The organism is Bartonella sp. B10 (assembly GCF_053794435.1).
This window is the reverse complement of record NZ_CP200030.1, coordinates 1332296-1357397: the sequence shown is the minus strand read 5'-3', so window position 1 is coordinate 1357397 and position 25102 is coordinate 1332296. Positions and strand designations below refer to the sequence as shown.

General features: G+C 35.9%; 18 protein-coding genes, 2 tRNA genes and 2 pseudogenes. 7 read left to right on the top strand and 15 right to left on the bottom strand.

Annotation, left to right across the window (positions count from 1 at the left end):
* Window position 1 precedes the first annotated feature (1 nt).
* Together rpsG and rpsL are read right to left on the bottom strand one after the other, a co-directional pair.
* Complete coding sequence (gene rpsG / locus V3565_RS05725; RefSeq protein ID WP_455478219.1) at window positions 2-472, bottom strand: 30S ribosomal protein S7; 471 nt, start codon at window positions 470-472, stop codon at window positions 2-4.
* An 18-nt stretch (window positions 473-490) separates the two neighbouring features.
* Window positions 491-862 carry a 30S ribosomal protein S12 gene (gene rpsL, locus V3565_RS05720; RefSeq protein WP_455478218.1) on the bottom strand — a complete coding sequence of 124 codons (372 nt, stop codon included), beginning with the start codon at window positions 860-862 and terminating at the stop codon, window positions 491-493.
* A 506-nt stretch (window positions 863-1368) separates the two neighbouring features.
* On the opposite strand from rpsL, the gene xth reads away from it, so the two are divergent.
* The 5 genes from xth (at window position 1369) to V3565_RS05695 (ending at window position 5575) form a co-directional block, all read left to right on the top strand.
* On the top strand, window positions 1369-2193 hold the full coding sequence (gene xth, locus V3565_RS05715) for an exodeoxyribonuclease III (protein WP_455478217.1): 825 nt from the start codon (window positions 1369-1371) through the stop codon (window positions 2191-2193).
* Window positions 2194-2303: 110 nt separating this feature from the next.
* Window positions 2304-3209, top strand: a complete 906-nt coding sequence (locus V3565_RS05710) for a transporter substrate-binding domain-containing protein (protein ID WP_455478216.1) — start codon at window positions 2304-2306, stop codon at window positions 3207-3209.
* Window positions 3210-3346: 137 nt separating this feature from the next.
* A complete protein-coding gene (locus V3565_RS05705; RefSeq protein WP_455478215.1) occupies window positions 3347-4099 on the top strand; it encodes an amino acid ABC transporter permease in 753 nt (250 codons plus the stop codon).
* A 2-nt stretch (window positions 4100-4101) separates the two neighbouring features.
* Window positions 4102-4818: an amino acid ABC transporter permease gene (locus V3565_RS05700; RefSeq protein ID WP_455478214.1), complete on the top strand. Its 717-nt coding sequence runs from the start codon at window positions 4102-4104 to the stop codon at window positions 4816-4818.
* Window positions 4819-4828: 10 nt separating this feature from the next.
* A complete protein-coding gene (locus tag V3565_RS05695; protein WP_455478213.1) occupies window positions 4829-5575 on the top strand; it encodes an amino acid ABC transporter ATP-binding protein in 747 nt (248 codons plus the stop codon).
* Window positions 5576-6267: 692 nt separating this feature from the next.
* Here the strand turns inward: V3565_RS05695 and V3565_RS05690 are convergent.
* The 5 genes from V3565_RS05690 to V3565_RS05670 all read right to left on the bottom strand — a co-directional run bounded on the left by V3565_RS05690 (window position 6268) and on the right by V3565_RS05670 (window position 12262).
* Window positions 6268-8991 carry a valine--tRNA ligase gene (locus V3565_RS05690; RefSeq protein WP_455478876.1) on the bottom strand — a complete coding sequence of 908 codons (2724 nt, stop codon included), beginning with the start codon at window positions 8989-8991 and terminating at the stop codon, window positions 6268-6270.
* 142 nt (window positions 8992-9133) lie between these two features.
* The gene (locus V3565_RS05685; protein ID WP_455478212.1) at window positions 9134-9700 is read right to left on the bottom strand and encodes a DUF2497 domain-containing protein; all 567 of its coding nucleotides are present in this window, start codon (window positions 9698-9700) and stop codon (window positions 9134-9136) included.
* 234 nt (window positions 9701-9934) lie between these two features.
* Complete coding sequence (locus tag V3565_RS05680; RefSeq protein ID WP_455478211.1) at window positions 9935-11284, bottom strand: TolC family outer membrane protein; 1350 nt, start codon at window positions 11282-11284, stop codon at window positions 9935-9937.
* Window positions 11285-11302: 18 nt separating this feature from the next.
* Window positions 11303-11977, bottom strand: a complete 675-nt coding sequence (locus tag V3565_RS05675; RefSeq protein WP_455478210.1) for a protein-L-isoaspartate O-methyltransferase family protein — start codon at window positions 11975-11977, stop codon at window positions 11303-11305.
* A gap of 211 nt (window positions 11978-12188) precedes the next feature.
* A tRNA-Cys gene (locus tag V3565_RS05670) sits at window positions 12189-12262 on the bottom strand.
* Between the two features lie 188 nt (window positions 12263-12450).
* Here V3565_RS05670 and V3565_RS05665 point away from each other — a divergent pair.
* Window positions 12451-12525 (top strand) — tRNA-Asn (locus V3565_RS05665).
* 221 nt (window positions 12526-12746) lie between these two features.
* Here V3565_RS05665 and V3565_RS05660 read toward each other — a convergent pair.
* Together V3565_RS05660 and V3565_RS05655 are read right to left on the bottom strand one after the other, a co-directional pair.
* Window positions 12747-13419: pseudogene (locus V3565_RS05660) on the bottom strand (late control protein); the annotation flags it as partial.
* Between the two features lie 80 nt (window positions 13420-13499).
* The gene (locus V3565_RS05655; protein WP_455478910.1) at window positions 13500-13736 is read right to left on the bottom strand and encodes a hypothetical protein; all 237 of its coding nucleotides are present in this window, start codon (window positions 13734-13736) and stop codon (window positions 13500-13502) included.
* A 957-nt stretch (window positions 13737-14693) separates the two neighbouring features.
* On the opposite strand from V3565_RS05655, the pseudogene V3565_RS05650 reads away from it, so the two are divergent.
* Window positions 14694-16093: pseudogene (locus V3565_RS05650) on the top strand (amino acid permease).
* 84 nt (window positions 16094-16177) lie between these two features.
* Here the strand turns inward: V3565_RS05650 and ilvC are convergent.
* The 6 genes from ilvC to V3565_RS05620 form a co-directional block, all read right to left on the bottom strand.
* Window positions 16178-17197: a ketol-acid reductoisomerase gene (ilvC, locus tag V3565_RS05645; protein WP_455478209.1), complete on the bottom strand. Its 1020-nt coding sequence runs from the start codon at window positions 17195-17197 to the stop codon at window positions 16178-16180.
* Between the two features lie 579 nt (window positions 17198-17776).
* Window positions 17777-18511 carry a pyridoxine 5'-phosphate synthase gene (locus V3565_RS05640; protein ID WP_455478208.1) on the bottom strand — a complete coding sequence of 245 codons (735 nt, stop codon included), beginning with the start codon at window positions 18509-18511 and terminating at the stop codon, window positions 17777-17779.
* Window positions 18512-18569: 58 nt separating this feature from the next.
* The gene (locus V3565_RS05635) at window positions 18570-19691 is read right to left on the bottom strand and encodes an ATP-dependent DNA helicase (protein ID WP_455478207.1); all 1122 of its coding nucleotides are present in this window, start codon (window positions 19689-19691) and stop codon (window positions 18570-18572) included.
* Between the two features lie 351 nt (window positions 19692-20042).
* Entirely contained in the window at window positions 20043-21845 is a 1803-nt protein-coding gene (locus V3565_RS05630; protein WP_455478206.1) for an acetolactate synthase 3 large subunit, read from the bottom strand.
* Between the two features lie 175 nt (window positions 21846-22020).
* Window positions 22021-22947, bottom strand: coding sequence for a tRNA (adenosine(37)-N6)-dimethylallyltransferase MiaA (miaA, locus tag V3565_RS05625; RefSeq protein ID WP_455478205.1), 927 nt, complete (start codon window positions 22945-22947; stop codon window positions 22021-22023).
* Between the two features lie 504 nt (window positions 22948-23451).
* Complete coding sequence (locus V3565_RS05620) at window positions 23452-24969, bottom strand: Do family serine endopeptidase (RefSeq protein ID WP_455478204.1); 1518 nt, start codon at window positions 24967-24969, stop codon at window positions 23452-23454.
* Between the last annotated feature and the right edge of the window lie 133 nt (window positions 24970-25102).

Sequence of the window (25102 nt, the reverse complement as noted above, 5' to 3'; positions counted from 1 at the left end):
ACTACCAGCGATAATGAGAAAATGCACGATTAGCCTCAGCCATACGATGAACATCCTCACGCTTCTTTACTGCAGAACCGCGATTATTAGCAGCATCCATCAACTCACAAGAAAGACGATCAATCATTGTCGTCTCACTACGACCACGCGCCGCCGCTATCAACCAGCGAATAGCGAGAGCTTGCCGACGATCAGGACGAACTTCTATCGGAACCTGATAAGTAGCACCACCAACACGACGCGACCTAACCTCAATATGAGGAGCAACATTTTCCAACGCCTGATGAAACAAAGCCACAGGATCTGACTTCACCTTACTCCCCACAACATCAAGCGCACGATATACAATACGCTCAGCAACTGATTTTTTGCCATCAAACATAATGGCATTCATGAATTTTGTAATAACTAAATCCCCAAACTTAGGATCTGGATTAATTTCACGCTTTTCTGCTCTATGACGACGGGACATTGATTCTGTCTTTCAATATTATTTTGGACGTTTTGCGCCATATTTTGAACGACGCTGCTTACGATTCTTAACACCCTGTGTATCAAGCAAACCACGAATAATGTGATAACGAACCCCCGGTAAATCTTTTACACGACCACCACGAATCATAACAACAGAGTGCTCTTGAAGATTATGTCCTTCTCCAGGAATATAACCAATTACCTCAAATCCATTCGTTAAACGCACCTTAGCAACTTTACGAAGAGCGGAATTCGGTTTCTTTGGAGTCGTTGTATAAACACGAGTACAAACACCACGCTTCTGCGGATTCGCCTGAAGAGCAGGAACCTTATTGCGCTTAACCGGTAAAACACGCGGCTTTCGAATCAATTGATTTACGGTAGGCATGCAACCTTCCTTTTTCTTAATCTACAATCGCCTCACCCAATTTGGGCTTCTTTTCTGTTTCATTTACTCTAACACAATCAGAATAAACATCTAAGCTCACACACAAAATCGGGCATAACTGCTAAAACAGCTACCCGACTAAAGCAGAGAAGGCAAGAGCCTCTTGCACTGGCATTTGCTTTTAACTTCCTAAAACAACCTCTGTCTAAAATAACTACTGGAAAACTCACTACCAATTATTACCAACATCAGCTGCGATGGCTTTTAATAGCGAGAACACATACATTCGTCAAGGACTAAACACAAGAAAGTTTATAAAAATAAACCAATCATAGTAACATTGTAAATTTAGCCTTTAATAGGAGTTCTTGATAAATTAGATTTTCGTAGTAATATCCCTCTACTACTATAGCAAATAGCTACACCATAATTGAAAACACTTTGACACAGTAATAATGCAGCAATCTTTCTTACTGCGCATTGATATTTAATAAAAGATGGATACCATGAAAATAGCAACGTGGAATATCGCTGGCATAAAAGCACGACATGAAACATTATGTAAGTGGCTACAGAAAAATCAACCCGATATAATTTGTTTACAAGAAACTAAAACTACAGACGAAGACTTTCCTCGATATGAAATTGAAAGTTTAGGCTATCATATAGCAATGCACGGACAAAAAAGCTTCAACGGCGTTGCAATTCTTTCTAAAAAAACACCTGATGAAGTTATCCGCACATTACCAGGAAATGATGATGATAAACAAACACGCTACATCGAAGCAATTTATTCGATGAATAAAGGGGTTATCCGCGTAGTATCCCTTTACCTTCCAAATGGCAATCCTGTGAATAGCGAAAAATTCTCTTATAAAATGGAATGGATGGAAAGATTGTATATACATGCAAAATTGTTACTTTCATACGAAGAACCCACTGTTTTAGCTGGTGATTATAATGTCATTCCCACCGCTTTGGATGCTAAAAATCCTCAACAGTGGCATAATGACGCATTATTTCTCCAACAAACAAGACAAATATTCCAACGCATTGTTCATTTAGGTTTTTATGATGCTATCCGGAATGTCACAGATACTCCGTCATTCAGCTTTTGGGATTTTCAAGCTGGTGCATGGGAAAAAAATAACGGCGTTCGTATAGATCATTTGCTGTTATCACCAGAGGCTACAGACAAACTTACCTGCGCTTATAGTCAAACAGAAGTAAGAGGATATCAGAAACCATCAGATCATACCCCCGTTTGGATCTATCTTAATTTTAATCAACAAAATAAAACACTGTCTAAAATACAACACTTTTTCACTTAGATAACAAAAATATCTCACAGAAAATAATAAATGTGTTGCACTACACACGACAGTATATCATAAGCGACAAAAAGACAAAAATGTGAAGTTGCACATGCATGGAGGAAGAAATGAAACAATCGCTATTAATCTTTATTACAATGGTTATCATTGGAATAACGGGTATCGCGAAAGCTGAAAATGATACCCTTGAGAAAATTAAAAAAACGGGGAAAATTACTCTCGGTGTTCGCGAATCATCAGGACTAGCTTATGCTCTTGGTAATAATAAGTATGTAGGTTTTCATACAGAAATGGCAGAGCAAATTATTGCCGATATCTCAAAAAAAATTGATAAGCCAATCGAAATTCATTACCTTCCCATCACATCACAAAATAGAATCCCTCTCCTAAAAAATAACACTTATGATTTTGAATGTGGCTCAACTACCAATGATACTGCTCGCAGCAAAGAAGCAGCATTTGCTTACACGACTTACGTCGAAGAAGTTCGAATTGCTGTAAAGAAAAACTCTAATATTAAATCCATATATGATTTAAAAGGAAAAACAATTGCAACCACTACCGGTACAACGTCTGTGCAGCTTATCCGTAAAAATGAACGCGCAAAAAACATTAACTTTACAGTTGTCAAAGGAAAAGATCACGCAGATAGCTTCTTACTGTTAGAGTCTGGTCGCGCAGATGCATTTGTCATGGATGCTTCAATTCTTGCAGGACTCATTGCTAAATCAAAAAATCCATCAGACTATGTTATTCTTGATACCGTACTTTCAGTTGAACCGATAGCTTGTATGCTCCGATTAGACGATAAAAATTTTGAACAAGCAATCAACGATAGCATCGTACGCAAAATAAAAGACAAATCACTTCAGAAACTTTACAATAAATGGTTTATGGAACCGATTCCTCCTGCAAATGCCATTATTAACCTCCCTTTATCTAAGTTAACGCGATACGCTTGGGAGCATCCAAACAATAAGCCCCGCGAAGAGTATGCAGAAAATAATTTATAAAATATAAAAAAGATAGCTACACCTTTTTAAAAAAGAGTGTAGCTATTTTAGGGTTCATTTTTTTATAAATTCAGCATATGTGAATATGGCTGCTTTATTGCTTTTTGAGGATGAAACAATTTAGGAAATATCAATTAATGGACTTTTCTTTCCTTTGTATAGATGATCTTAACCACACATTAGTAGCTGGGTGTTTTGGAACTCTTGGTGTCAACCATACTTATTTAGATACACTACTCGATAGTTTAAAAAATACAGTTATATTATCTATCTCTTCTCTAATTTTGGCTGTATTTTGGGGTATTATTATAGGTACAATGCGTACTTTACCAAACACTTCCGTAATTTTTTACCTACTTCGCATTATCGGTGGAATATGGGTGGAAATTATGCGTAATATCCCTCTACTTGTACAGGTATTTTTATGGTACTTTGTTGTACCTAAGATTTATCCACCCGCAATAAATTTTTCTCCTGTTTTATTAGTAGCATGTGCTTTGGGATTCTTTACATCTGCACGTATCGCAGAACAGATTCGCTCAGGTATTGAATCCATTCCTTCCGGACAGCGTTATGCAGCTATGGCAATGGGATTTACAACTTATCAAAGTTATTGCTATATCGTATTGCCACGTGCTATACGGACAATCATGCCGCCACTTACTTCAGAAGCAATGGGGATCATAAAAAATTCATCTGTCGCATTCGCCGTTTCAATAAATGAGCTAATGCAGTTTCAATATCAAACAATCGAAGAAGTAAGCCATGTTTATGAAAACTACTTTCTTGTTACGATTCTTTATATTTTGATAGCTTTGTGTGTATTCACCATTATGACAATCATTGAGAAAGCGATTAAAATTCCTAATTTTCAAACAGAGGGACGTTGAATATGATAGATTTCATAAGATCTCAGTTTGGATTTTATTTCCCTTTCAATTTTTCAAGCTTTGATTTTTCATTTTTTACTTTTGATGTATTCTGTTCTTACATTCTTTCAGGTCTACTCTTTAGTATTTTTCTAACTCTTTTTGCAACGGTATTTGGACTTATTTTTGGCACACTATTGACGATGATGCGGCTTTCTTCCATGAAACTGCTTTCTTCATTTGCAATAATTTATATAACTGCTATGCGTTCAATACCACTTGTTATGGTTATTTTATGGTTTTTTGTTCTTTTACCTTTCTTGATCGGTACATCAATCGGCGCTAATAAATCAGCATTGATTACATTTACAGCGTTTGAAGCAGCTTATTTTGCAGAAATTATGCGTGCTGGAATAAATTCAGTTTCGCAAGGACAAAAATATGCAGGACAAGCTCTTGGGATGACATATTGGCAAAATATGTACATTATAATCCTTCCACAAGCTTTTAGAGATATGCTGCCAGTCTTTTTAACACAGGTTATTATCCTGTTTCAGGATACAACTCTCGTTTATGCAATCAGTGGAAATAGTCTTTTGAACGGTTTTGACATTCTCGCTAACAATTTTGGCGTTAAGCAAGAAGCCTATATCTTGGCAGCCATTTTCTATTTTGTTATTTGTTTTACACTATCGCAAATAGTTTTATATTTACAGAAAAAAATATCCATCATTCGATAGCAGGAAAAAAATGTCTACTCATATGATTGAAATAAAAAATGTTTCCAATTGGTATGGCGAAGTCAATATTCTTAAAAATTGTACGACCAATATCAGTAAGGGAGAGGTTGTTGTCGTTTGTGGACCATCAGGTTCAGGAAAATCAACCTTTATAAAAACCATTAATGCTTTGGTACCTTTCCAAAAAGGTGAAATTTGGATTGATGGAATACCAGTTCATTCAAAACGTACAAACCTATCTAAATTACGCAGCAATGTAGGAATGGTTTTTCAACATTTTGAGCTTTTTCCACATTTATCCGTAACAGAGAATTTAACAATTGCACAAATCAAAGTCTTAAAGCGCAGTAAAAAAGAAGCACTTGAACAAGGTTTATTATATCTTGAACGGGTTGGTCTTATTGAACATAGAAATAAATACCCTGGTGAACTTTCTGGAGGACAACAACAGCGTGTAGCTATAGCACGCGCTTTAACTATGAATCCACTTGTTATGCTTTTTGATGAACCAACATCCGCTTTAGATCCTGAAATGGTAGGTGAAGTACTAGATGTTATGATCGGATTAGCAGAGGAAGGTATGACTATGATCTGTGTGACCCATGAAATGGGATTTGCTCAAAAAGTATCAGAACGTGTTATCTTTATGGATCAAGGGAGAATTATTGAAGATTGTGTATCAAAAGATTTCTTCTCTGATCCACAAGCCAGAACACCACGTGTGCAAGAATTTTTATCTAAAATTCTTAGCCGTTAATCGTTTACATTATGATTAGCACAACAATTTATATTGCATGATTAAACATAACAACGTTGTTATAATATCTAGATGTCAGCAAGATTTACTTTTTTCTAAAAATCAAAACAATCATACTACCATCTGCTAAAAATTACTGCTTTCCCTTAAATTAAAAAATATTTTTTTAATTAGTACCGAATTTTTAGATTTTTATAATTCATTGCAAGCTACACATAAAGACTAAACGCATAGAAAGAATCAAATTTTATAAGTGATTTAGCAATACCCTGTTATGCAACTTAAAAATTTAAGTGAAGAACTAAAAATACAAAAATTCTAAACCTGTACCAATACAACCCACATTGTATGAATACAGACACTCCACGTCTCAAAAAATTAAATAATCTCTCAATAATCTTTTATCTATATCTATCACAAAAGTAATAGATATAGACCATCCAAGAACAACAATAACAATTTCTCCCTACACCCTATAAACTTATTTATAAGCTAAAATTTTCCCTACTTATCTTATTTTTAATCCAAACATATATGACAACTTTACTATAAATATCTGAAATATCCCTATACAAAGAGAATATTTCAAATATCGTAATTTAGTAAAATAGGTATTTAAATGAAAACTATAAAAATACCAAATAAAACAAAACGTTAACATCTGCAAAAAATAATAGAATACAGAACTATAACTAAAGTAGCTTCTCTAAAGCGGCGGATACTTTTTTCTTTGCAGCATGCAATTCCAGAATCCGATTGCGCTCATCCTCAATAATTTTTGGATTTGCATTTGCTATAAATTTTGGATTATTTAATTTAACTGATATTTTTTCAATATCTTGTTCGATTTTATTGATGTTTTTCATCAAACGAGCACATTCAGCTTCTAAATCAATCAACCCACCCAATGGCAAACAAAAAATCACTTCTCCTAAAACCATTTGTACTGATACAGAGGGAACTTTATCAGCAAAATGTATTGTTTCTACACGTGCCAACCTTTTAAGAATAACATCATAACGTTGTACACGCTCTCTTGCCGCACTATCTGCATCCACGATAATAAGAGGCGCCAGTGCACCCGCTGGAATATTCATCTCAGAGCGTACAGAACGAATCCCAGTAATAACATCAATCAACCAATTAATATCAGAAGCAGCTTCTTCATCTGAAAACGTTATCTGCGGCCATTGCATCAATGCCAAAACATCTTCACGTTTTACACTTTGCGTTTCTGTGAGAAACCACAACTCCTCTGTTATATGAGGCATAAAAGGATGAAGCAACTTATAAACTTCATCAAAAACCCAAGCAGCACACGCCTGAGACTCTTTTTTAGCATTTTCATCTGAACCTTGAAACACAGGTTTTAGAAGCTCAAGATACCAATCACATAATATGTTCCAAATGAAACGATAAAGCGCACTAGCAGAATCATTAAACCTGTAATTTTCAATACCGGTAGTCACTGCTAAAACAGTTTTAGACAATTCAGTTAAAATCCAACGATTAAGCGCAAAATTTGCCTGTTCTGGATTAAAATTTGAATCATGTCTAACGCCATTTATCTGCGCAAATCTAGCAGCGTTCCACAATTTTGTAGCAAAATTACGATATCCTGCGATACGTGAAAGATCCAATTTTACATCACGACCTTGTGCAGCCATAATAGCCAAAGTAAAACGGAGCGCGTCTGCGCTATATTGATCAATGAGTTCCAATGGATCAATAACATTTGCCTTAGACTTTGACATCTTTGCACCATTCTTATCTCGTACAAGAGCATGCACATAAACAGTAGGGAAAGGAACTTCATTCATAAAGTGAAGTCCCATCATCATCATACGAGCAACCCAGAAAAAGATAATATCAAACCCAGTAACAGACAAAGATGTTGGATAATACGTTGCTAACTCAGCTGTTTTATTTGGCCAACCTAGCGTTGAAAATGGCCAAAGAGCTGATGAAAACCAAGTATCTAAAACATCATGATCACGGACTAACTCCACCACCTCACCATAATGAGATACAGCTGCATCTACAGCTTCTTTTTCACTTTTTTCAACAAAAATCGTACCATCAGGACCGTACCAAGCTGGGATTTGGTGCCCCCACCACAATTGGCGAGAAATACACCAAGGTTGGATATTTTGCATCCAATTGAAATAAGTCTTTTTCCAACTATCTGGAACAAATTTCATTTTCCCCTGCTGAACAGCCTCTATTGCTGGCTTAGCTAATTCCATAGCATTAACATACCATTGATCTGTTAAAAATGGTTCTATAGGAACTCCACTCCGATCACCATGAGGAACAGTGTGGGTGTGATCATCAACAGTTGCTAAATACCCCCCCTTTTCCATCAAAGAAACAATTCTATTACGTGCAAAAAAACGATCAGATCGATCTAAATTTTCCACCAATATTTTTAATTCATCCGATAGAATCAATCCATCAAAAAATGCTTCATTCTCACGCAAAAAAATCTCAGCTTTTTGTGTAAAAATATTTATAAAACGCAGGTTGTTACGTTGCCCTACTTCAAAATCATTAAAATCATGTGCTGGTGTGATTTTTACAGCACCACTTCCTTCTTCGGGATCAGCATATGTATCACCAACAATCGGTAATTTACGGCCAACAAGCGGCAAAATAACATTCTGACCTATAAGATTTTTATAGCGATCATCTTTAGGATTGACTGCAACTCCAGTATCACCTAGCATCGTCTCTGGCCGTGTCGTTGCCACTGTTATAAAAGTTGTAGCATCATCTGGATCAAAAACTTTACCTTCAAGCGGATACCTAAAGTGCCACAAATGACCTTTGATTTCTTTTTGCTCAACTTCAAGATCCGAAATAGCTGTTAACAATTTTGGATCCCAATTTACCAAGCGCTTATCCTTATATATCAGCCCTTGTTTATAAAGTGTTACAAAAACTTCGTGAACAGCCTGAGATAAACCTTCATCCATTGTAAATCGCTCACGTGACCAATCGCATGAGACACCTAAACGCCGTAATTGGTTGCTGATAACTCCACCAGTTTCATTACGCCATGCCCAAATCCGTTCAACAAACTTATCTCTTCCCATTTCTTGACGCGTTGGCTCTTTACGTTCTGCCAATTGGCGCTCAACAACCATTTGGGTTGCAATTCCTGCATGATCCATACCAGGCTGCCATAATACATTCTTACCGCGCATCCTCTGAAATCGAACAACAATATCTTGAATTGTCGTATTTAATGCATGCCCCATATGAAGAGAGCCTGTAACATTCGGAGGGGGAAGCATAACACAAAAAGGTTCTGCATCTATTTTTGAACCCATTCCCGCCTTAAAAACACCACGATCTTCCCATCTCTTTGCAACCCGTTGCTCTATGGAAGCAGCGTCATAGTTTTTTTCTAACATTTTCATTCACTCACTCAACAACGCTACCGAAAGCAAACTGTGTAATCTAAAATATGATCACACTACCCGCAAACCATACCTATCTACAAAAGACCCCAAAAAATTGAGAATGAAACATCCATAAACAGAGTGGAAAAAATTATTAAGGCAATTTTTTAATTACCTTTACTATCTCTTCACGCAAAATATCTTCAATTAAAGTAGGCAATTTACACTGTAGCCATTCTGCTATAGCAGGACGCAACACATCTCTTGCAACTTTATCTGCAAAAGAAACACAGTAAGGAGACAATTCCACATGACCAGCAGCCGTATTTTGCGGCTGCGATACAAACTCTTTACCACTATATTCATTTGCTTTATGAAAAGAACGCTGTTCTTCAGAAGAAAGTTTTATCTTTTGCATATCCATACCAACCGTACTATTTTTTACTTCTTTATCTTCTTCTACCTGCGTCATAGAAAAATCCTGACTCTCAGGAGAGAGACCAATACGATCAGCCAAAGCCCTCATTGCATCATCAACCGATAAAGATGTATCGTAAGCACCCTCGGACGATACTGCTAAATGATCTACAGAATCATTCACAACAGTATCTTCATTTGAAAAACGATCAGACTGAACCGCATTCTCCTCGATTATTTCACGAATAGATGTCAAAATTTCATCCATACTTGGCTCACGTAATACGCTTGAACTCTGTACCATACTTAAAAACCTCTCAAAGACGCAACAACAAACAGAATCACTATATTTAGTGTAAGCAAAAGAATTATAAGATCAACATGCCTCTTTGTCATGAAAATGGTGCTACACACAAAAATGACACTGTACGCAGATTTCTTTGTTTATAATATAACATCCATCTGTTATATTTTCTAACATGCCCATCTTTTTCAAAGATCAATTATTTAATCAAATTAAAGAACTATTTTTATTCTTTTATTGAACGTATTTAATAGTTTTTAATCCTAAATAATTTGCAGTCAATTTCCCGATAGAAGATTGAACACCATAACTCGCAATAACAGCATTGCGCTCCGCTGCTGTAAGCGCAATTTGAGCATTAATCAACTGAGTCCGAGAATTTAAAACATCCAATGTTGTTGCTCTCCCTACCTCGTTTTCTTGGATACGGCCTTTAAGGGCAATTTCAGCAGCACGAACACTTTCACGATAAGCAATTACAGATGCACGTGCGCCCTCTAACTGGAACCAAGCAGAAGTAAGCGCCTGCCTTATATTGCTACGAGCTAAATCAAGCTGGAGATGAGCCTGCTCAAACAGTTCTTTCGACTGACGAATTTGCGCAGATGTGCGACCACCTTCAAAAATTGGAACACTAATCGCCAGCCCAATTGACTTAGAGACACCGCTTTCTTTAAGTCCACTATAAATCTGATTATAAGATACCGCTGCAGAAAAATCAATTTTAGGGAGCAACGTTCCTTCTTTTGCCTTTACATTATAAAAACTAGCATCAACTAAATGTTTCGCATAAAGAATTGCTGGATGCATAATAACGCTAATTTGATACGCCACATCAAGATTTTCTGGTAAATCTTTTGCCATTGGTGGATGATGTAATTCTTGAGGATAAGACCCAACAACTTGTCTATAAATTGCTTCTGCAGATTTTACATCAGCATATGCAAGACTAAGTTCTGAAATAGCCAAGGAACGTGCGGCTTGTGCCTGAGAAAAATCAATGCGCCCCCTTTCTCCTATATCAAGTTTTGCTTTATTCGAACGAACCTGCTCTTCAAGAGCAGCTAAATTCTCTTTACGTAAATCGGCAATACGACGCGCCTGATACACATTAGCATATGCTGTTACAGTGTCTAAAAACATATTTTGCTCAGCATTACGAAGATACTCATGTTGTGCTTGCAATTTAACACGAGATGAATAAAACATATTTTGCGTTGTAAAACCGTCAAACAATCTTTGATTTAATCTAATTCCTATGGATCCAGCATTACTATAAAGACCTGTGATAGATTTGTTTCGCTCATAGCTTCCAAATCCTTCGATATGTGGTAATAATCCAGAACGCGCAATAGCCACATCATCACTTGATATACGTACAGATGCACGCTCACTATTCAACTTAATATTGTGTGTATAAGCTTTAGTGAAAGCATCCATCAACGTCTCAGCACAAACTGATCTCGATATAATAAAAATCGACACCAGTAACACATGTACCTGAAATTTCTTGCTTATTTTTGATACAATACACACAACGATAACCAGAAATCTCCTAACAGACCTTTCAAAACTATCTTGCATCTATAAATAAAACAAGTGCTAAAATACAAAATCAGGAATTCTTAAAAAATCAGGAATACATTTTATAGCAAGATTAAAAGCACGACGCACAGAAATAACCCCATCCTCTTTCACATAAACTCGTGCAACACCTGAATTACCACATCCTTCAACAACAACAAGACGTCCACTATCTTTCATTTGTTCAAAGAGCTCTTCAGGAACAAAATCAACAGAACCCTCAATAAAAATAACATCATAAGGCCCCTCAACGACACATCCCTGTTCTAATGCACCATGAATTACTACCACGTTGTCACACCGATTACGCCCTAAATTCTTTACTGCTTGTTCAGAAAGATCTTTATTACCTTCCAAAGCAATAACAGATCTTGCAAGTTTTGAAAGTAATGCCGCACAATAACCGCTATTTGCACCGATATCTAAAACAATATCTGATGGTTTTACAGCCGCAAGTTGTAGTAACTTTGCTAAAGGTGCGGGACCCATCAAGTAGCGTGCAGGCATTCCATTTTGGGCTGGATGCACAACAATATCGGAATCAAGATAACTTAAAACTTTATGACTTTCTGGTATAAAATCTTCACGAGGTACCGTTAAAAATGCTTTAAGAACCGTTAAATCCGTTACATTCACTGTACGAATCTGATTGTCAACCATTTTGCGGCGAAGTTCTGCAAAATCTACAACCATAGCTAACCTTATTTTCCTACATAAAAAAGAATTATGCCAAAACTACGATAGCTGTGGCCTAAAATTCTTAAACGGGGTATTGCAAAAAAGCATGCAACAGTCAACAATTAGATTATAACTTTGCCATTTTCATATAAAGGTATTCATACAAAGAAGAACACAGACTACTCAAGGATATTAACCCTTAAAAACCATTTTTATTAAAATATGATGGAGGCCTCGCCCGGAATCGAACCGAGATACAAGGATTTGCAGTCCTCTGCGTAACCATTCTGCCACGAGGCCTCATAAAGAAACATAGAATTGTCAATAAGGGAAGGCAACGCATACGTCAAGACATAGAAATCTTCTCTAATCTTTTTTTCTCTCATCTTAGTATAACTTGTAACATTTTTTTCAAAAAAAGCAATTTTACCCTTTGCAAATCGATATTGCTTTGCTATAGCCCTTTTAATTGAATGATTGAGCACTGTTCCCCGGTAGCTCAGTGGTAGAGCAACCGGCTGTTAACCGGTTGGTCGCTGGTTCGAATCCGGCCCGGGGAGCCATTGTGCGATATTTTTTTCTTACTAAATATGGCTTTCCTGTTGTAGCTTGCCACCTCGTTTTGCACCAATTTATTTTTTCCAAAGTGCTTTTAAGGGGAAATAACAGGGTCTTCAAAAACCTTTCAAGAATCTTCAAATCCTCTTGAATGCAGATTATTTTCTTTTCTTCAGCAGCTATAACAATGACGCAAACGACGCGTGGAACCATCAAAACCTGTTCAATGCTTAACCTCTCTTTGTTGCTCTTAAGCGCGATCAAAGTAAAAAGCTTTAATGGTGCCGTATTGGCTGCGAAGCTTAAGCGTAAATGCACAATTTGAACAAGCATTCTGATCGATTCCCAATACCGGTAAATTGTCACCGCTTAAAAAAACTTAGTGTCTTTGATCAAAAAACGCGCTTGCATCCGATCAGCAAAGCGCGTCAAAAAATCAACAGCCAACTGCTCGGTGCGAACAATATAGGGTAAAGATTTTTCGTAGAAACCTTGGCTTACTTTTGCCTGATAACCGTGCTGCTTGGCTAAGGTTTCAACAATCTCCCTGATTGTTTTGCTGTCAAAATGTTCACTGCTTTGTTCCTTAATTTCCTCACGCATAGAAGCGCTCTTACCACAAAGACGCAAAATTTCTCCTTCATTGCCTCCTGAACTGATAACTGATCAACAATAACACTGATACTTCCCTTGTAGCCAAAAATGACTTGGAGCACGCTTTTGCTGTGGAGGAGCTCTAAATCATAGCTTACATCATCAAATTCTGCCTCAAAACTATCTGATTCATTACCTACGTGATCAATGATTGTTGCCATTAAAAGACACTGATAAAAAACTTCATGAAAGGGTTTTTCTCCTACCTTTACCATAATAAAGGGATGCATACACTTTAATCCCATAACCGACTTCACCAAGCTTTTTTTGATCAGGCATAATAAATTCAAGCAGGACAACGCTTAATCCACGAAACAAAAGAAAACTATATTGGGCAAGACCCGAATTGGCTCTCAAACTGGAGCCATGAAATCTCTGTTAACAAAACTTCATCCCCTTGCAACAACAATAATCCATCTTCACTCACAACCTCATCCCACAGATAAAACGCTCTCGTAGCGCAAACAAAAGCCTTAAAGCATGGTAAGAAAATATCCACAAAATTACACGCTGCACCTTTCTTATCTTTTGTAAAAACAAATCCTTCACATACTTTGCCCATTTGTGATAGGCGTTAGCAAAAACAGGCTCTACTACACGGCTTTTAAAGCTGGTTTCTGGGCTTTCAAAGACTTTCCAAAGCCTTCAACCCTTTTTACCGAAAAATTGCAATTTTTGCGATTTTAGATGTAAAAATTCAATAAATAAATTATCACGTATGTATTCTGATTTTATAAAAATAAGTATAATAATTATACTTTATTTTTCTAAATTATTTCAGCAAAAAATACACTTTCCCTACGTAAATACTTTCTAAAATAATCAAAGGACCATCATTCCCTAAGACTATTCCCTTAATACAACAATACCCATTTTTAATTTCTAAGTTTTGTATTAGTAGGAATAAAATTTTCTATAAATATTTTATACACAAGAGGAATAACTGTCTACAACTCTTCATGAATATTAAAGTTATTTGCGCTTACATACTCCTAACAATATTAACCATGGAACCCAAAACCCCTACTGTTGCACATGTAACAAAAAAACATTGAGGTCTTTAAAAACGCAAATCTCAACGGCTGTAGTGCCCCACAAAATCTTCAAATATATCCAGAAAATCTATATGAGAATTTAAAAACTTTCCCCGTTATTGTTTAGATTTAACCCATTATAATTCTTAAGCAACCTGACCACTATCCACAAAATTCGGTAGTATTTACAAGTATTACAACAGTTATCATGAGCCCGATCATCTAATATCTGTCGGTTTGCATATATAAACTACAACTTAAAACCCCATACCAAAATTTTCATGATATAATTCTATTAATCACATACGTTACACAATCTTGTATCAATTATCTCTCTTATCTTTTTCTGTAATACATTTTAAATTACGAAGCTGTTAAAAACATTTTTCTTCTTTACGACTCACTCATATCATGCTTCCATGTGGAGGATTACCTTTTTTTTTAGCGTAATTTTAATCTTAAAATAATAAAGGGAACCTCAAAAAATGGATTCAAAACAAAATTTATATAGAAACGGTCATAAAAAATTACGTCGTGCATTGGATACACGCCATGTACAACTTATTGCCATAAGTGGTGCAATTGGAACAGGTCTTTTTATGGGATCAGGAAAAACAATTAGTGCAGCTGGTCCATCAATTATATTGGTTTATGCCATTATTAGCTGTTTTCTCTATTTTGTGATGCGTGCTATGGGGAGTTACTGCTATCTAACCTACAATACCGATCTTTTATCGATTTTTCAACTGATCTTATAGGACCAGGAGCTGGTTTTTTTGTTGGTTGGAGCTATGGATTATGTTGGGTTGTAGCTGGAATCGCGGATATTATTGCAATCATTAGTTATACACACTTATGGTGGCCTACGCTTAATCCATGGATTATTGTTTTTACCTGCATTGCTTTCTTTTTAATATTCAACCTCTTAGCCGTAAAACTGTTCGGTGAACTTGAGTTTTGGTTTGGCCTCATCAAAATTATAGCAATTTTCTCATTAGTTGCCGTAGGATTTTTTATGATATTTAACGGCTTTACTTCTCCAAACGGTACTGTTGCTTCTCTTAATAACGTATGGAATGATGGCAATATCTTCCCTAAAGGAATTAAAGGATTTTTTACCGGATTTCAAATTGCCATTTTTGCCTTTGTTGGAATTGAGCTCGCTGGAACAGCTGCAGCCGAAGTAAAAGAACCCGAGAAGGTTTTGCCAAAAGCGATTAACTCAATCCCCATCCGTATTGTGCTATTTTATATATCTTCTCTTGTCGTGATTATGTCAGTTACACCTTGGAATCAGATTATTCCAGAAAAAAGCCCTTTTGTTTCAATGTTTTTACTTGCCGGTATTCCAATAGCTGCTGGTTTAGTAAATTTTGTTGTTCTCACATCAGCCGCATCTTCTGCAAATAGTGGTATTTTTTCTACAAGCCGAATAGTATATGGGCTTGCAGCTCAACGAGGAGCTCCCAACTTTTTTGGAAAACTTTCCAATAACCATGTTCCAGCCAATGCACTATTCTTTTCTTGCTTATGCATTTTATTAGGATATACGATCGTATCACTATCTCCTACCCTCATAAGTGCTTTTACTGTTGTGACCACCATGTCAGTAATTTTATCTATATTCGTATGGTCAACAATTGTGATTAGCTATATTATTTATCGTCGTAATCGTCCCATACAGCACGCAGCATCTATCTATAAAATGCCTGGAGGAATTTTCATGTGCTGTGCTATTTTAGTCTTCTTTGCTTTCATCATCGTTTTATTAACACTAGATGCTGATACTTTGATAACTTTAAAGTACTCTCCATTATGGTTCACTTTTTTAGGAATCACGTATTATTTCTCTAAAAAAAAGAGCCTTATTAAAGTTGAAAAATAGAATTACGTAAAAATAATATTAAAAAAGACAACAAAAGTTGTCTTTTTTATATAATAAGATAATCTCTATATATAATCCAAGAATTTAGTTGCGTTCTTTATCAACTAAGGCATTAGATGCAATCCAAGGCATCATCATGCGAAGTTTTTTACCAACCTCTTCAATAGGATGATTGTCACTTAACTTGCGCATACTTTTAAAACGGGCAGCACCAGCCTTATATTCTTGAATCCAATTTGACGTAAACTTGCCTGTCTGAATGTCTTTTAAAATACGCCCCATTTCTGCTTTAGTTTTGTCAGTAATAACACGAGGACCAGACATGTATTCACCCCATTCAGCAGTATTAGAAATTGAATAATTCATATTAGCAATACCACCTTCATAAATGAGATCTACAATAAGTTTAACTTCATGTAAACACTCGAAATAAGCCATTTCTGGTGCGTAACCTGCTTCTGTCAATGTCTCAAAACCCGCACGAATCAGCTCAACAAGCCCACCACAAAGAACAGCTTGTTCACCAAAAAGATCTGTTTCACACTCTTCTTTAAAAGTGGTTTCAATGATCCCAGCACGTCCACCACCAAGGCCACAAGCATAAGACAATGCTATATCATGAGCATTACCAGAAGCATCTTGGGCAATCGCAATTAAGCAAGGAACACCACCACCATGCCGATATTCATTGCGAACTGTATGACCTGGACCTTTAGGAGCAATCATCACAACATCAACTGTTTTTTTAACTTCAATTAAACCAAAATGAATATTTAAACCATGCGCAAAAGCAATCGCTGCTCCATCACATAAATGATCATGAATATGGTCTTTATAAATATCGGCCTGTAATTCATCAGGTGTTGCCATCATAATAAGATCTGCCCATTTTGCTGCTTCAGCGACACTAACAACTTCAAAACCATCTGCGATAGCCTTTTTAGCTGTTTCTGATCCTGAGCGCAAAGCAATTTGCATATTTTGAACACCTGAGTCTTTTAAATTTAAGGCATGTGCACGCCCCTGTGAACCATAACCAACAATGGCTACTTTTTTTTCTTTAATCAAATTAATATTCGCATCACAATCATAATAAACACGCATAAAAACACTTCCTTATATTTATAGATAAAAAGCTTTATATTTTTTATTTAATAAAAATTTAAAACTATTATTAAGTTACTTTCATAATATTAATAATATTTTATAAAAAATGAAGAAATTTAAACAATATTAAAAAATAATATATTGTATATTATACCCTCCATAAATATATTTATTATTAAAATTAATATAAAAAAATAACAAATTATACAGTACAATACTTATAAAAATATAATATATACTATCTTTATATAGAAAACCATTGTATTATTAAATTTAAAATACACGATACGGTTGAACGTGAACCAAATTGAAGCAGATAGCAAGAAAAATTATAAAATGAACATAACAGTTTTTTATACTTCAATACAAAAAATTAATTTTATTTCTCTCATAAAAAATATCATTTATGTAACCTTATAAATTTTTTTATTAAAAACACTTTCAAAATCTTATTTTTATATCCATGTAAAGATTATACGAGAAAATCTCAACCAAAGATCCTCATAACTAACAGCACAGCGATGATATTTACTTCGATATTGTAAAATTGTCCTTTTGGGATAGAATTAGAAAAAATTACGATAATAACTGAATGAACCTCTGAACAGTATCATGCATGCCATATTCTAGTGCATCAGCAATAAGTCCGTGACCGATGGAAACTTCATTAAGCCAAGGAATCTCATTAACAAGAGCAGGAAGATTAGTGATCGTTAAATCATGACCTGCATTAATACCCAATTGTAGTTTTTTAGCTGTTTTTGCTGCCAAAATAAGTTTATTTAACTCGTAATCTTGTTTTATTTTATCGTGAAAACTACCACCGTAAAGACCGGTGTAGAACTCTACACGATCAGCACCAATCGCTTTGGCAATCTCAAGACCGTCTACAACAGGATCAGCAAATAATGACACACGAATTTTTTTTTCTTTTAAACGCTGGATGATGGGGAATAAAAATTCTGCATTTTGCACAAAATCCCAACCATGATCCGAAGTTAACTGATCTGGATCATCAGGAACAAGAGTAATCTGATCAGCATACTTTTCTGCAAAATCCAAAAATTTATCGCTTGGATAACCTTCAATATTAAACTCTGCAGTGGGAAATGTACTTTGAATTAAATCATATATATCAGGTAAATCAGAAAAACGAATATGTCTTTCATCCGCTCTCGGGTGAACTGTTAGTCCTTTTGCACCAGATCTAAGAGCTATATATCCAATGTTTTTGATATTTGGCCAAGGAAGATTACGTCGATTACGTAAAACAGCAATAGCATTAAGATTGACTGAAAGTTTTACTGCCATATACACTCCCATTTTTATATATTTTCTGCCTCATCATAGACAATAAAAATACTTTTCTTTATCGAATAATTGTTAAACTCTTAGCTGCACGTGTAATTCCAGTATAAAGCCAGCGTGCATATATTTCACGAAATGCAAAACTTTCATCAAATAAAACCACATTATCCCATTGTGAGCCTTGCGCTTTATGAACAGTTAATGCATATCCATAATCAAAATCATCATATCTTTTTTTTAACTGCCATGAAACTTCATTATTAGAATTCTCAAACACTGCTTTTAAAAGCTTAATCTTTGCAATCCCACGCTCATTTTCTTCTGGCTTAACGAGAAGATTAATAATCGGTTTAACAGTTCCTGTTTTAGAAGTTATCACTTCCCACAAAGATCCATTCAAAAAACCTTTAGTGGGATCATTGCGTAAACACACAAGCTTATCTCCTGCTTGTGGATAATCCGTTGTAAATCCCCTTAACTCACGCAAACGTTTATTATACAGGGAACGTGTTCGATTAACCCCTACTAAGAGCTGATCAGCATTTAAAACCAATTGTTGATCTACTTCTTGACGTTTTATAACGCGCGCCACCCCATAATCGCCATAAGCAATATCTCGTCCTTTACGTACATCCATAGCTAAACGAACAATTGGATTATCACGAGCTTGTCTATGAATTTCTGAAAGAAGAAAATCTGGCGTACCATTAGAAAAAAAACCACATCCCGATATAGGAGGCAACTGACCAGGATCACCAAGAACAAGAATTGGGGTTCGAAAGCTCATTAAATCACGTGCTAACTGCTCATCTACCATTGAACACTCATCGATAATAATGAGCTTCGCTTGTGCAGCAGAACTTTTCTTATTCAACACAAATGTCGGCGCAATAGATTTTTTCCCTGTTACTTCATCAGAAATTTCTTCTTCCCCACGCGGACGATAAATCAAGGAATGAATAGTACAAGCATTGCTTGCACCTTTAGACCGTAAAACCTGAGCTGCTTTACCAGTAAAAGCAGCAAACTGGACAGATCCATCAACCGTTTCAGCAAAATAGCGAGCAAGCGTTGTCTTCCCCGTTCCTGCATAGCCAAAAAGACGAAAAATAGGAGAACGCCTATCCTTCAACCAAGCAGAAACAGCCTTTAATGCATTATTCTGTTCTAGTGAAAACTGCATAGTTCATCAAAATAAGATTCGAATGAAAAGCACAAACATAAAAAAACATTTGCCCCTCGGGATTTCTTAGATAAAAGTACCAAAATACTTTCACAGCACAACCATCAATTATCAAATTAATGACTGTCGTAAAAAATACGTCAATAATCTATAAAACTTACTAGCTAATACAAAATTTTTATCAACCATCTTGATCACGTCTTATTTTTGCTAAACAAGAAACATTTTACCCTATAATGAATATACACAACAGCCTAAAAAACTCACATATGAACTTTTATTCAACTATTTTACGAAAAAAAAGTAGCTAAAATAAAACTATAAATCTGTATAATCATAATTATACATCCCTTATACAAAAAATTGTCCTTCCGCAGGAACAGCATTAGCAATTGCTTCATCATTAGCTTCATCCGGCAACAGCATATTATTATGCGCACACCCAGAAGGGATCATTGGAAAACAATTTTCTAAATTCTCAACACGACAATCAAAGAGAACTGGCTTATCACAGCTAATCATTTCTTTAATTTTGCTGTCCAATTCATCTGGTTTTGAACAATAGATACCAACCGCTCCATAAGCTTCCGCTAATTTCACAAAATTGGGCATTGACTCCGTATAAGAATGGGAAAGACGATTACCATGCAACAATTGCTGCCATTGTCGAACCATGCCCATATACTGATTATTTAGAATAAAAACTTTCACAGGTAAATTATGCTGCATTGCTGTTGCAAGTTCTTGAATATTCATCTGAATTGAAGCATCACCAGAAATACACAAAACAAGTGCACTAGGATGTGCTATTTGAACACCAATAGCAGCTGGTAAACCATACCCCATAGTCCCAAGTCCACCAGAAGTCATCCAATGTCTTGGTTCATCAAAGTGATAATATTGTGCAGCCCACATCTGATGTTGCCCAACATCAGTTGTGATATAAGCGCTCGCATCCCTAGTGAGGATGTAAAGTCGTTCAAGAGCGTATTGCGGCATAATAACATCTTTTTTCTCAGCATACGCTAATGAATTACGAGCTCTCCAGCGGTTAATTTGCATCCACCATGCATCAAGATTTTCACTCTTGAACGTTGATTTATACATATGCAAACGTTGTATTATATTGCGTAAAATATAAGCCACATCACCAATAAGTGGGATCTCTGCTTTTACAATTTTATTGATAGACGAAGGATCAATATCAATGTGGATAATGCGTGCATGAGGAGCAAATGCATCAATCCGCCCAGTGATGCGATCATCAAATCGTGCGCCAATGGCCAGCATAACATCACAATCATGCATTGCCATATTAGCTTCATAAGTTCCATGCATTCCAAGCATTCCAAGCCAATTTTTGTTAGATGCTGGATAAGCACCCAACCCCATTAATGTTGAAGTAATTGGAAAATCTCCTAACTGAACAAAATCACGCAAAAGCTGCACAGCTTCAGATCCTGATGAAATAACACCACCACCAGAATAAATAACGGGCTGCTTTGCTTCAGCCAATAAAGAAACAACGCAGTCAATAGCTTTAATATCATCCTTTTTGGGCTGTGGATAAGAACGCATAAATTTTGATATTTTAGGAGCTTTATAAACACCTGATGCAAATTGAATATCCTTAGGAATATCAATAAAAACAGGCCCCGGACATCCTGATTGAGCAATGTCGAAAGCTTCATGAATAATCATCGAAAGATCATTTACATCTTCAACTAAATAATTGTGTTTGGTACAGGGCTTTGTAATACTAACCGTATTAGCTTCTTGAAAAGCTTTTGTTCCAATCGCAATTGTTGGTACCTGACCAGAGATACAAATGATAGGAATAGAATCCATCAATGCATCTTGCAGAGGTGTCACAGCATTAGTTGCGCCAGGCCCAGAAGTTACAAGCATAACACCTACTTGTCCTGTGCTCCGTGCATAGCCTTCTGCAGCATGACCTGCTGCTTGTTCATGGCGAACCAAAATATGTTGAATTAAATCTTGTTGATAAATAACATCAAAAATAGGAAGAACAGCACCACCTGGATAACCAAAAATATGTTCAACCCCTTGATCAATAAGAGCTTGAATAACTATTTCAGCCCCCGACATTATTTTCCCATCTGCACTATCTTTTGTTTCTTGATGATCTGTCATTTTTTCTACTCATCCATTTTACAGCACAATAAAAAAGGCTCCTAAAGGAGCCTATTACACGCGAAAATATATACCGCACAACATCCCCTCCCCACTTTGATACCCTAATGATAGGGATATCTCTTACAAAAGACTAATTCTATCAATGCCTTTCGTCAATCAAAAACTACCTTTCTTAAAATTTTCCATTCAAAACGCTTTCTTCATTTTGAACCATCTCAAAATATTCTGAAGAAATGATTGTCCACTTCTTATCAAATTGATTACGAAACCATGTCATTTGCCTTTTCGCATATCTCCTCGTTTTTATTTTTGCTTCTTCAAGAGCATCATCAAAACTTTTATATCCATCTAAATGAGCCATTAATTCGCGCACACCAATAGCTTTCATTGCTGGCAGTAAAGGAGAAAGCATGAGCTTTTTCATGGCAATCACTTCTTCTAAAGCCCCTTTCTTAACCATATCATTAAACCGAGTATTAATACGTTCATAAAGCAATTGACGTGGTGGAATAAGAAGAATTTTCTCTGCACAATCTTGTCTAACCAATGGCGTTGTTTTTTTCTTTTGCCACCAACTTAATCTTTTACCAGTTGCTTCATAGACTTCCAAGGCACGTACAATGCGTTGACCGTCTTGTGAAGAAATTTTTTCAGAGAGACAAATATCAACCTGCAATAACCGTTGATAAAGACTTTCCGCTCCCTCTTCATTAAGCTGAAGTCTCCATTTTTGCCGTATAATATCTGGAACATGAGGAATTTCAGAAATTCCTTCCAAAAGGGCACGAAAATAAAGCCCTGTTCCACCGACAAAAATAAATGATTTCGAAGTTAATGTACTCAAAATCTTATCAACATCACGTAACCACTGTCCTACAGAATAGTGAAGAGAAGGATTCACATAACCATAAAGGTAATGCGGAATAATCGCAGTATCTTTTCTTGTTGGCCGCGCTGTTAAAATATTTAATGTATCATAGATTTGCATAGAATCGGTGTTAATGATAACAGCGTTTTTTTCTTGAGCAATTTTTAATGCCAATGCCGACTTACCGCTAGCAGTAGGACCTGCTATTAATGTAATCGTCCGTTGTGTCATAAATAAAAACCTTCCAATCCCATCAATCATAACTTATTGTAATTACACACGACTTATCCAAAACCTCACCTACGATATCGTAGAGCGAGTTCTTTGTTGAAATAAAAATTACAAATGATATTTATTTAATCAGGTGGAAAAAGAGTACACCCAAGTCGTCTTGCACCTTTTTGAGCATAAAAGCTAATATGATAAAACTACGAAAGGATACTTAAGACATTATTCATAACCATATAATCAAACGATAAATTGGATTAAAGAGCCCCTATAAGTAAGTACCAAGAACAAAAAAACACTTGTAATTGCGTGTAAAACAAGATCCATATTTACATCAAATAACTTTTTAAACACAAAAGATCGCTTATGACTATTATAAAATATAATATAAATCCTCCAATTTTGTTACCTTTTCTCTATTAAAAATAGAGCACAACAGAAATAAATTTAATTGCTAACCTTGTATAAACATCCCTGTGTAAGAGACTTTTCTAAAACTGAATAGCATCAATCCATTTGCATTGTAACAAATCGCAATTCCCCATCTGGACGAGCAACAATAAATAAAGCGGTTCTGCGCCCAGCCTCACGCAATTTATGAACACGTTTTTTTGCTTCATCAACCGTTGTTACTGCACTTTGATTAATATCAACGATCACTTCACCAACTCGAATACTTTTTCTATCAGCCACACTATTTTGTGCAACAGATATAACAACCAATCCGCTGACCTTATCAGAAATTGAATAATTCCGACGCAAATCATCTGTAATTTCAGATAATGTCATCCCCATAAATTGCATTGTTTCTATTTTTGATACGTTACCACCTTTTTCATCATCAGATTCTTCTTCAGTATTTTCATTTGCATCTGTCTCAACCAAACGACCCAGCTTAACTTTTACTATTTTTTCTTGTCCATTACGCAAAACTGTAACATTCACTACTTTTCCTGCTGAACTTTCTGCTACTAAACGTGGTAGATCGCGTGCATTCTGAATTTTGTATTTTCCAAATTGGAGGATGATGTCTCCTATGTGCAGTTGGCTATTATCTACTCCTGCATGCTTTATTTTACCCGCAACTAATGCCCCAGCAGCATTATTTAATTTTAAACTTTTTGCGATATCTTCTGTCACTGGCTGAATATGGATAGCCAACCAACCACGTCTTATTTCTCCAAAATCACGTAACTGATTGATAACAGAAAGAGCCATATCAGATGGAATAGCAAAACCAATACCAATTGATCCTCCCGAGGGAGAAATAATTGCTGTATTAATCCCAATCACCTTACCATTTCTGTCAAATAATGGCCCCCCAGAATTTCCTCTATTGATTGCTGCATCTGTTTGAATAAAATTGTCATAAGGACCAGCATTAAGATCACGATTGCGTGCAGAAATAATACCGACAGTTACACTTCCACCAAAACCATAGGGATTGCCTATAGCCATTACCCAATCACCAATACGCACCTTCTCTGAGTCACCAAAATGTACAGCTGTTAATTTTTTTCTTCCTGCATCTACTTGAAGTAGTGCCAAATCAGTCTTGCTATCTTTTCCAAGCAATTTAGCTTTTAGCTTTGTACCATCAGTAAAATTAACTTCAATATCATCAGCATCAACAATAACATGGTAATTAGTAACGATAAGCCCTTTTTGCGCATCAATCACAAAACCAGACCCTAAAGAACGTACCTTTTGAAACTGATTATTTTTCTTACCATCTTTTGATGTAAAAAAATCACTAAAATATTCCTGCAACAATGAATCTTTTGGAATAACAGGCGTTAAAGTATGTTCATCCTGTTCAGTTCCATCAACTGTCTGTGCTATAGAAATATTCACAACTGTTTCCAAAAGCTCAGAAGCTAAATCAGGAATGGAAAGTGGCGTACTCTCCAACCGTTTTTCCTCAGACCAACTCATAGAGCCAGAAAAAAACAAAACCACAAAAAAAGTAACTCGTATGGCAAAGCACTTCAGAGACGTGTTTTTACTTTCAACATTTTTATTCATAATGTACCTTTTACAAAAGGCTGAAAAAAGTATCAATAAATTCATCTATACAAGACAAGGACACACCTTTCACCACCAGAACTGCTTTCACAATAAAAGAAATCAACCAAAAATATTAATCGCAATTTATCGT

Excerpts from the sequence above, each read along its gene's own strand:
- miaA (WP_455478205.1), bottom strand. The coding sequence starts at position 22,947 with ATGACACAACGGACGATTACATTAATAGCAGGTCCTACTGCTAGCGGT.
- V3565_RS05700 (WP_455478214.1), top strand. The coding sequence starts at position 4,102 with ATGATAGATTTCATAAGATCTCAGTTTGGATTTTATTTCCCTTTCAAT.
- V3565_RS05655 (WP_455478910.1), bottom strand. The coding sequence starts at position 13,736 with ATGGGCAAAGTATGTGAAGGATTTGTTTTTACAAAAGATAAGAAAGGT.
- V3565_RS05680 (WP_455478211.1), bottom strand. The coding sequence starts at position 11,284 with ATGCAAGATAGTTTTGAAAGGTCTGTTAGGAGATTTCTGGTTATCGTT.
- rpsG (WP_455478219.1), bottom strand. The coding sequence starts at position 472 with ATGTCCCGTCGTCATAGAGCAGAAAAGCGTGAAATTAATCCAGATCCT.
- V3565_RS05690 (WP_455478876.1), bottom strand. The coding sequence starts at position 8,991 with ATGTTAGAAAAAAACTATGACGCTGCTTCCATAGAGCAACGGGTTGCA.
- V3565_RS05640 (WP_455478208.1), bottom strand. The coding sequence starts at position 18,511 with ATGGCAGTAAAACTTTCAGTCAATCTTAATGCTATTGCTGTTTTACGT.
- V3565_RS05635 (WP_455478207.1), bottom strand. The coding sequence starts at position 19,691 with ATGCAGTTTTCACTAGAACAGAATAATGCATTAAAGGCTGTTTCTGCT.
- V3565_RS05705 (WP_455478215.1), top strand. The coding sequence starts at position 3,347 with ATGGACTTTTCTTTCCTTTGTATAGATGATCTTAACCACACATTAGTA.
- V3565_RS05630 (WP_455478206.1), bottom strand. The coding sequence starts at position 21,845 with ATGACAGATCATCAAGAAACAAAAGATAGTGCAGATGGGAAAATAATG.
- V3565_RS05685 (WP_455478212.1), bottom strand. The coding sequence starts at position 9,700 with ATGGTACAGAGTTCAAGCGTATTACGTGAGCCAAGTATGGATGAAATT.
- xth (WP_455478217.1), top strand. The coding sequence starts at position 1,369 with ATGAAAATAGCAACGTGGAATATCGCTGGCATAAAAGCACGACATGAA.
- V3565_RS05710 (WP_455478216.1), top strand. The coding sequence starts at position 2,304 with ATGAAACAATCGCTATTAATCTTTATTACAATGGTTATCATTGGAATA.
- V3565_RS05675 (WP_455478210.1), bottom strand. The coding sequence starts at position 11,977 with ATGGTTGTAGATTTTGCAGAACTTCGCCGCAAAATGGTTGACAATCAG.
- ilvC (WP_455478209.1), bottom strand. The coding sequence starts at position 17,197 with ATGCGTGTTTATTATGATTGTGATGCGAATATTAATTTGATTAAAGAA.
- V3565_RS05695 (WP_455478213.1), top strand. The coding sequence starts at position 4,829 with ATGTCTACTCATATGATTGAAATAAAAAATGTTTCCAATTGGTATGGC.
- V3565_RS05620 (WP_455478204.1), bottom strand. The coding sequence starts at position 24,969 with ATGAATAAAAATGTTGAAAGTAAAAACACGTCTCTGAAGTGCTTTGCC.
- rpsL (WP_455478218.1), bottom strand. The coding sequence starts at position 862 with ATGCCTACCGTAAATCAATTGATTCGAAAGCCGCGTGTTTTACCGGTT.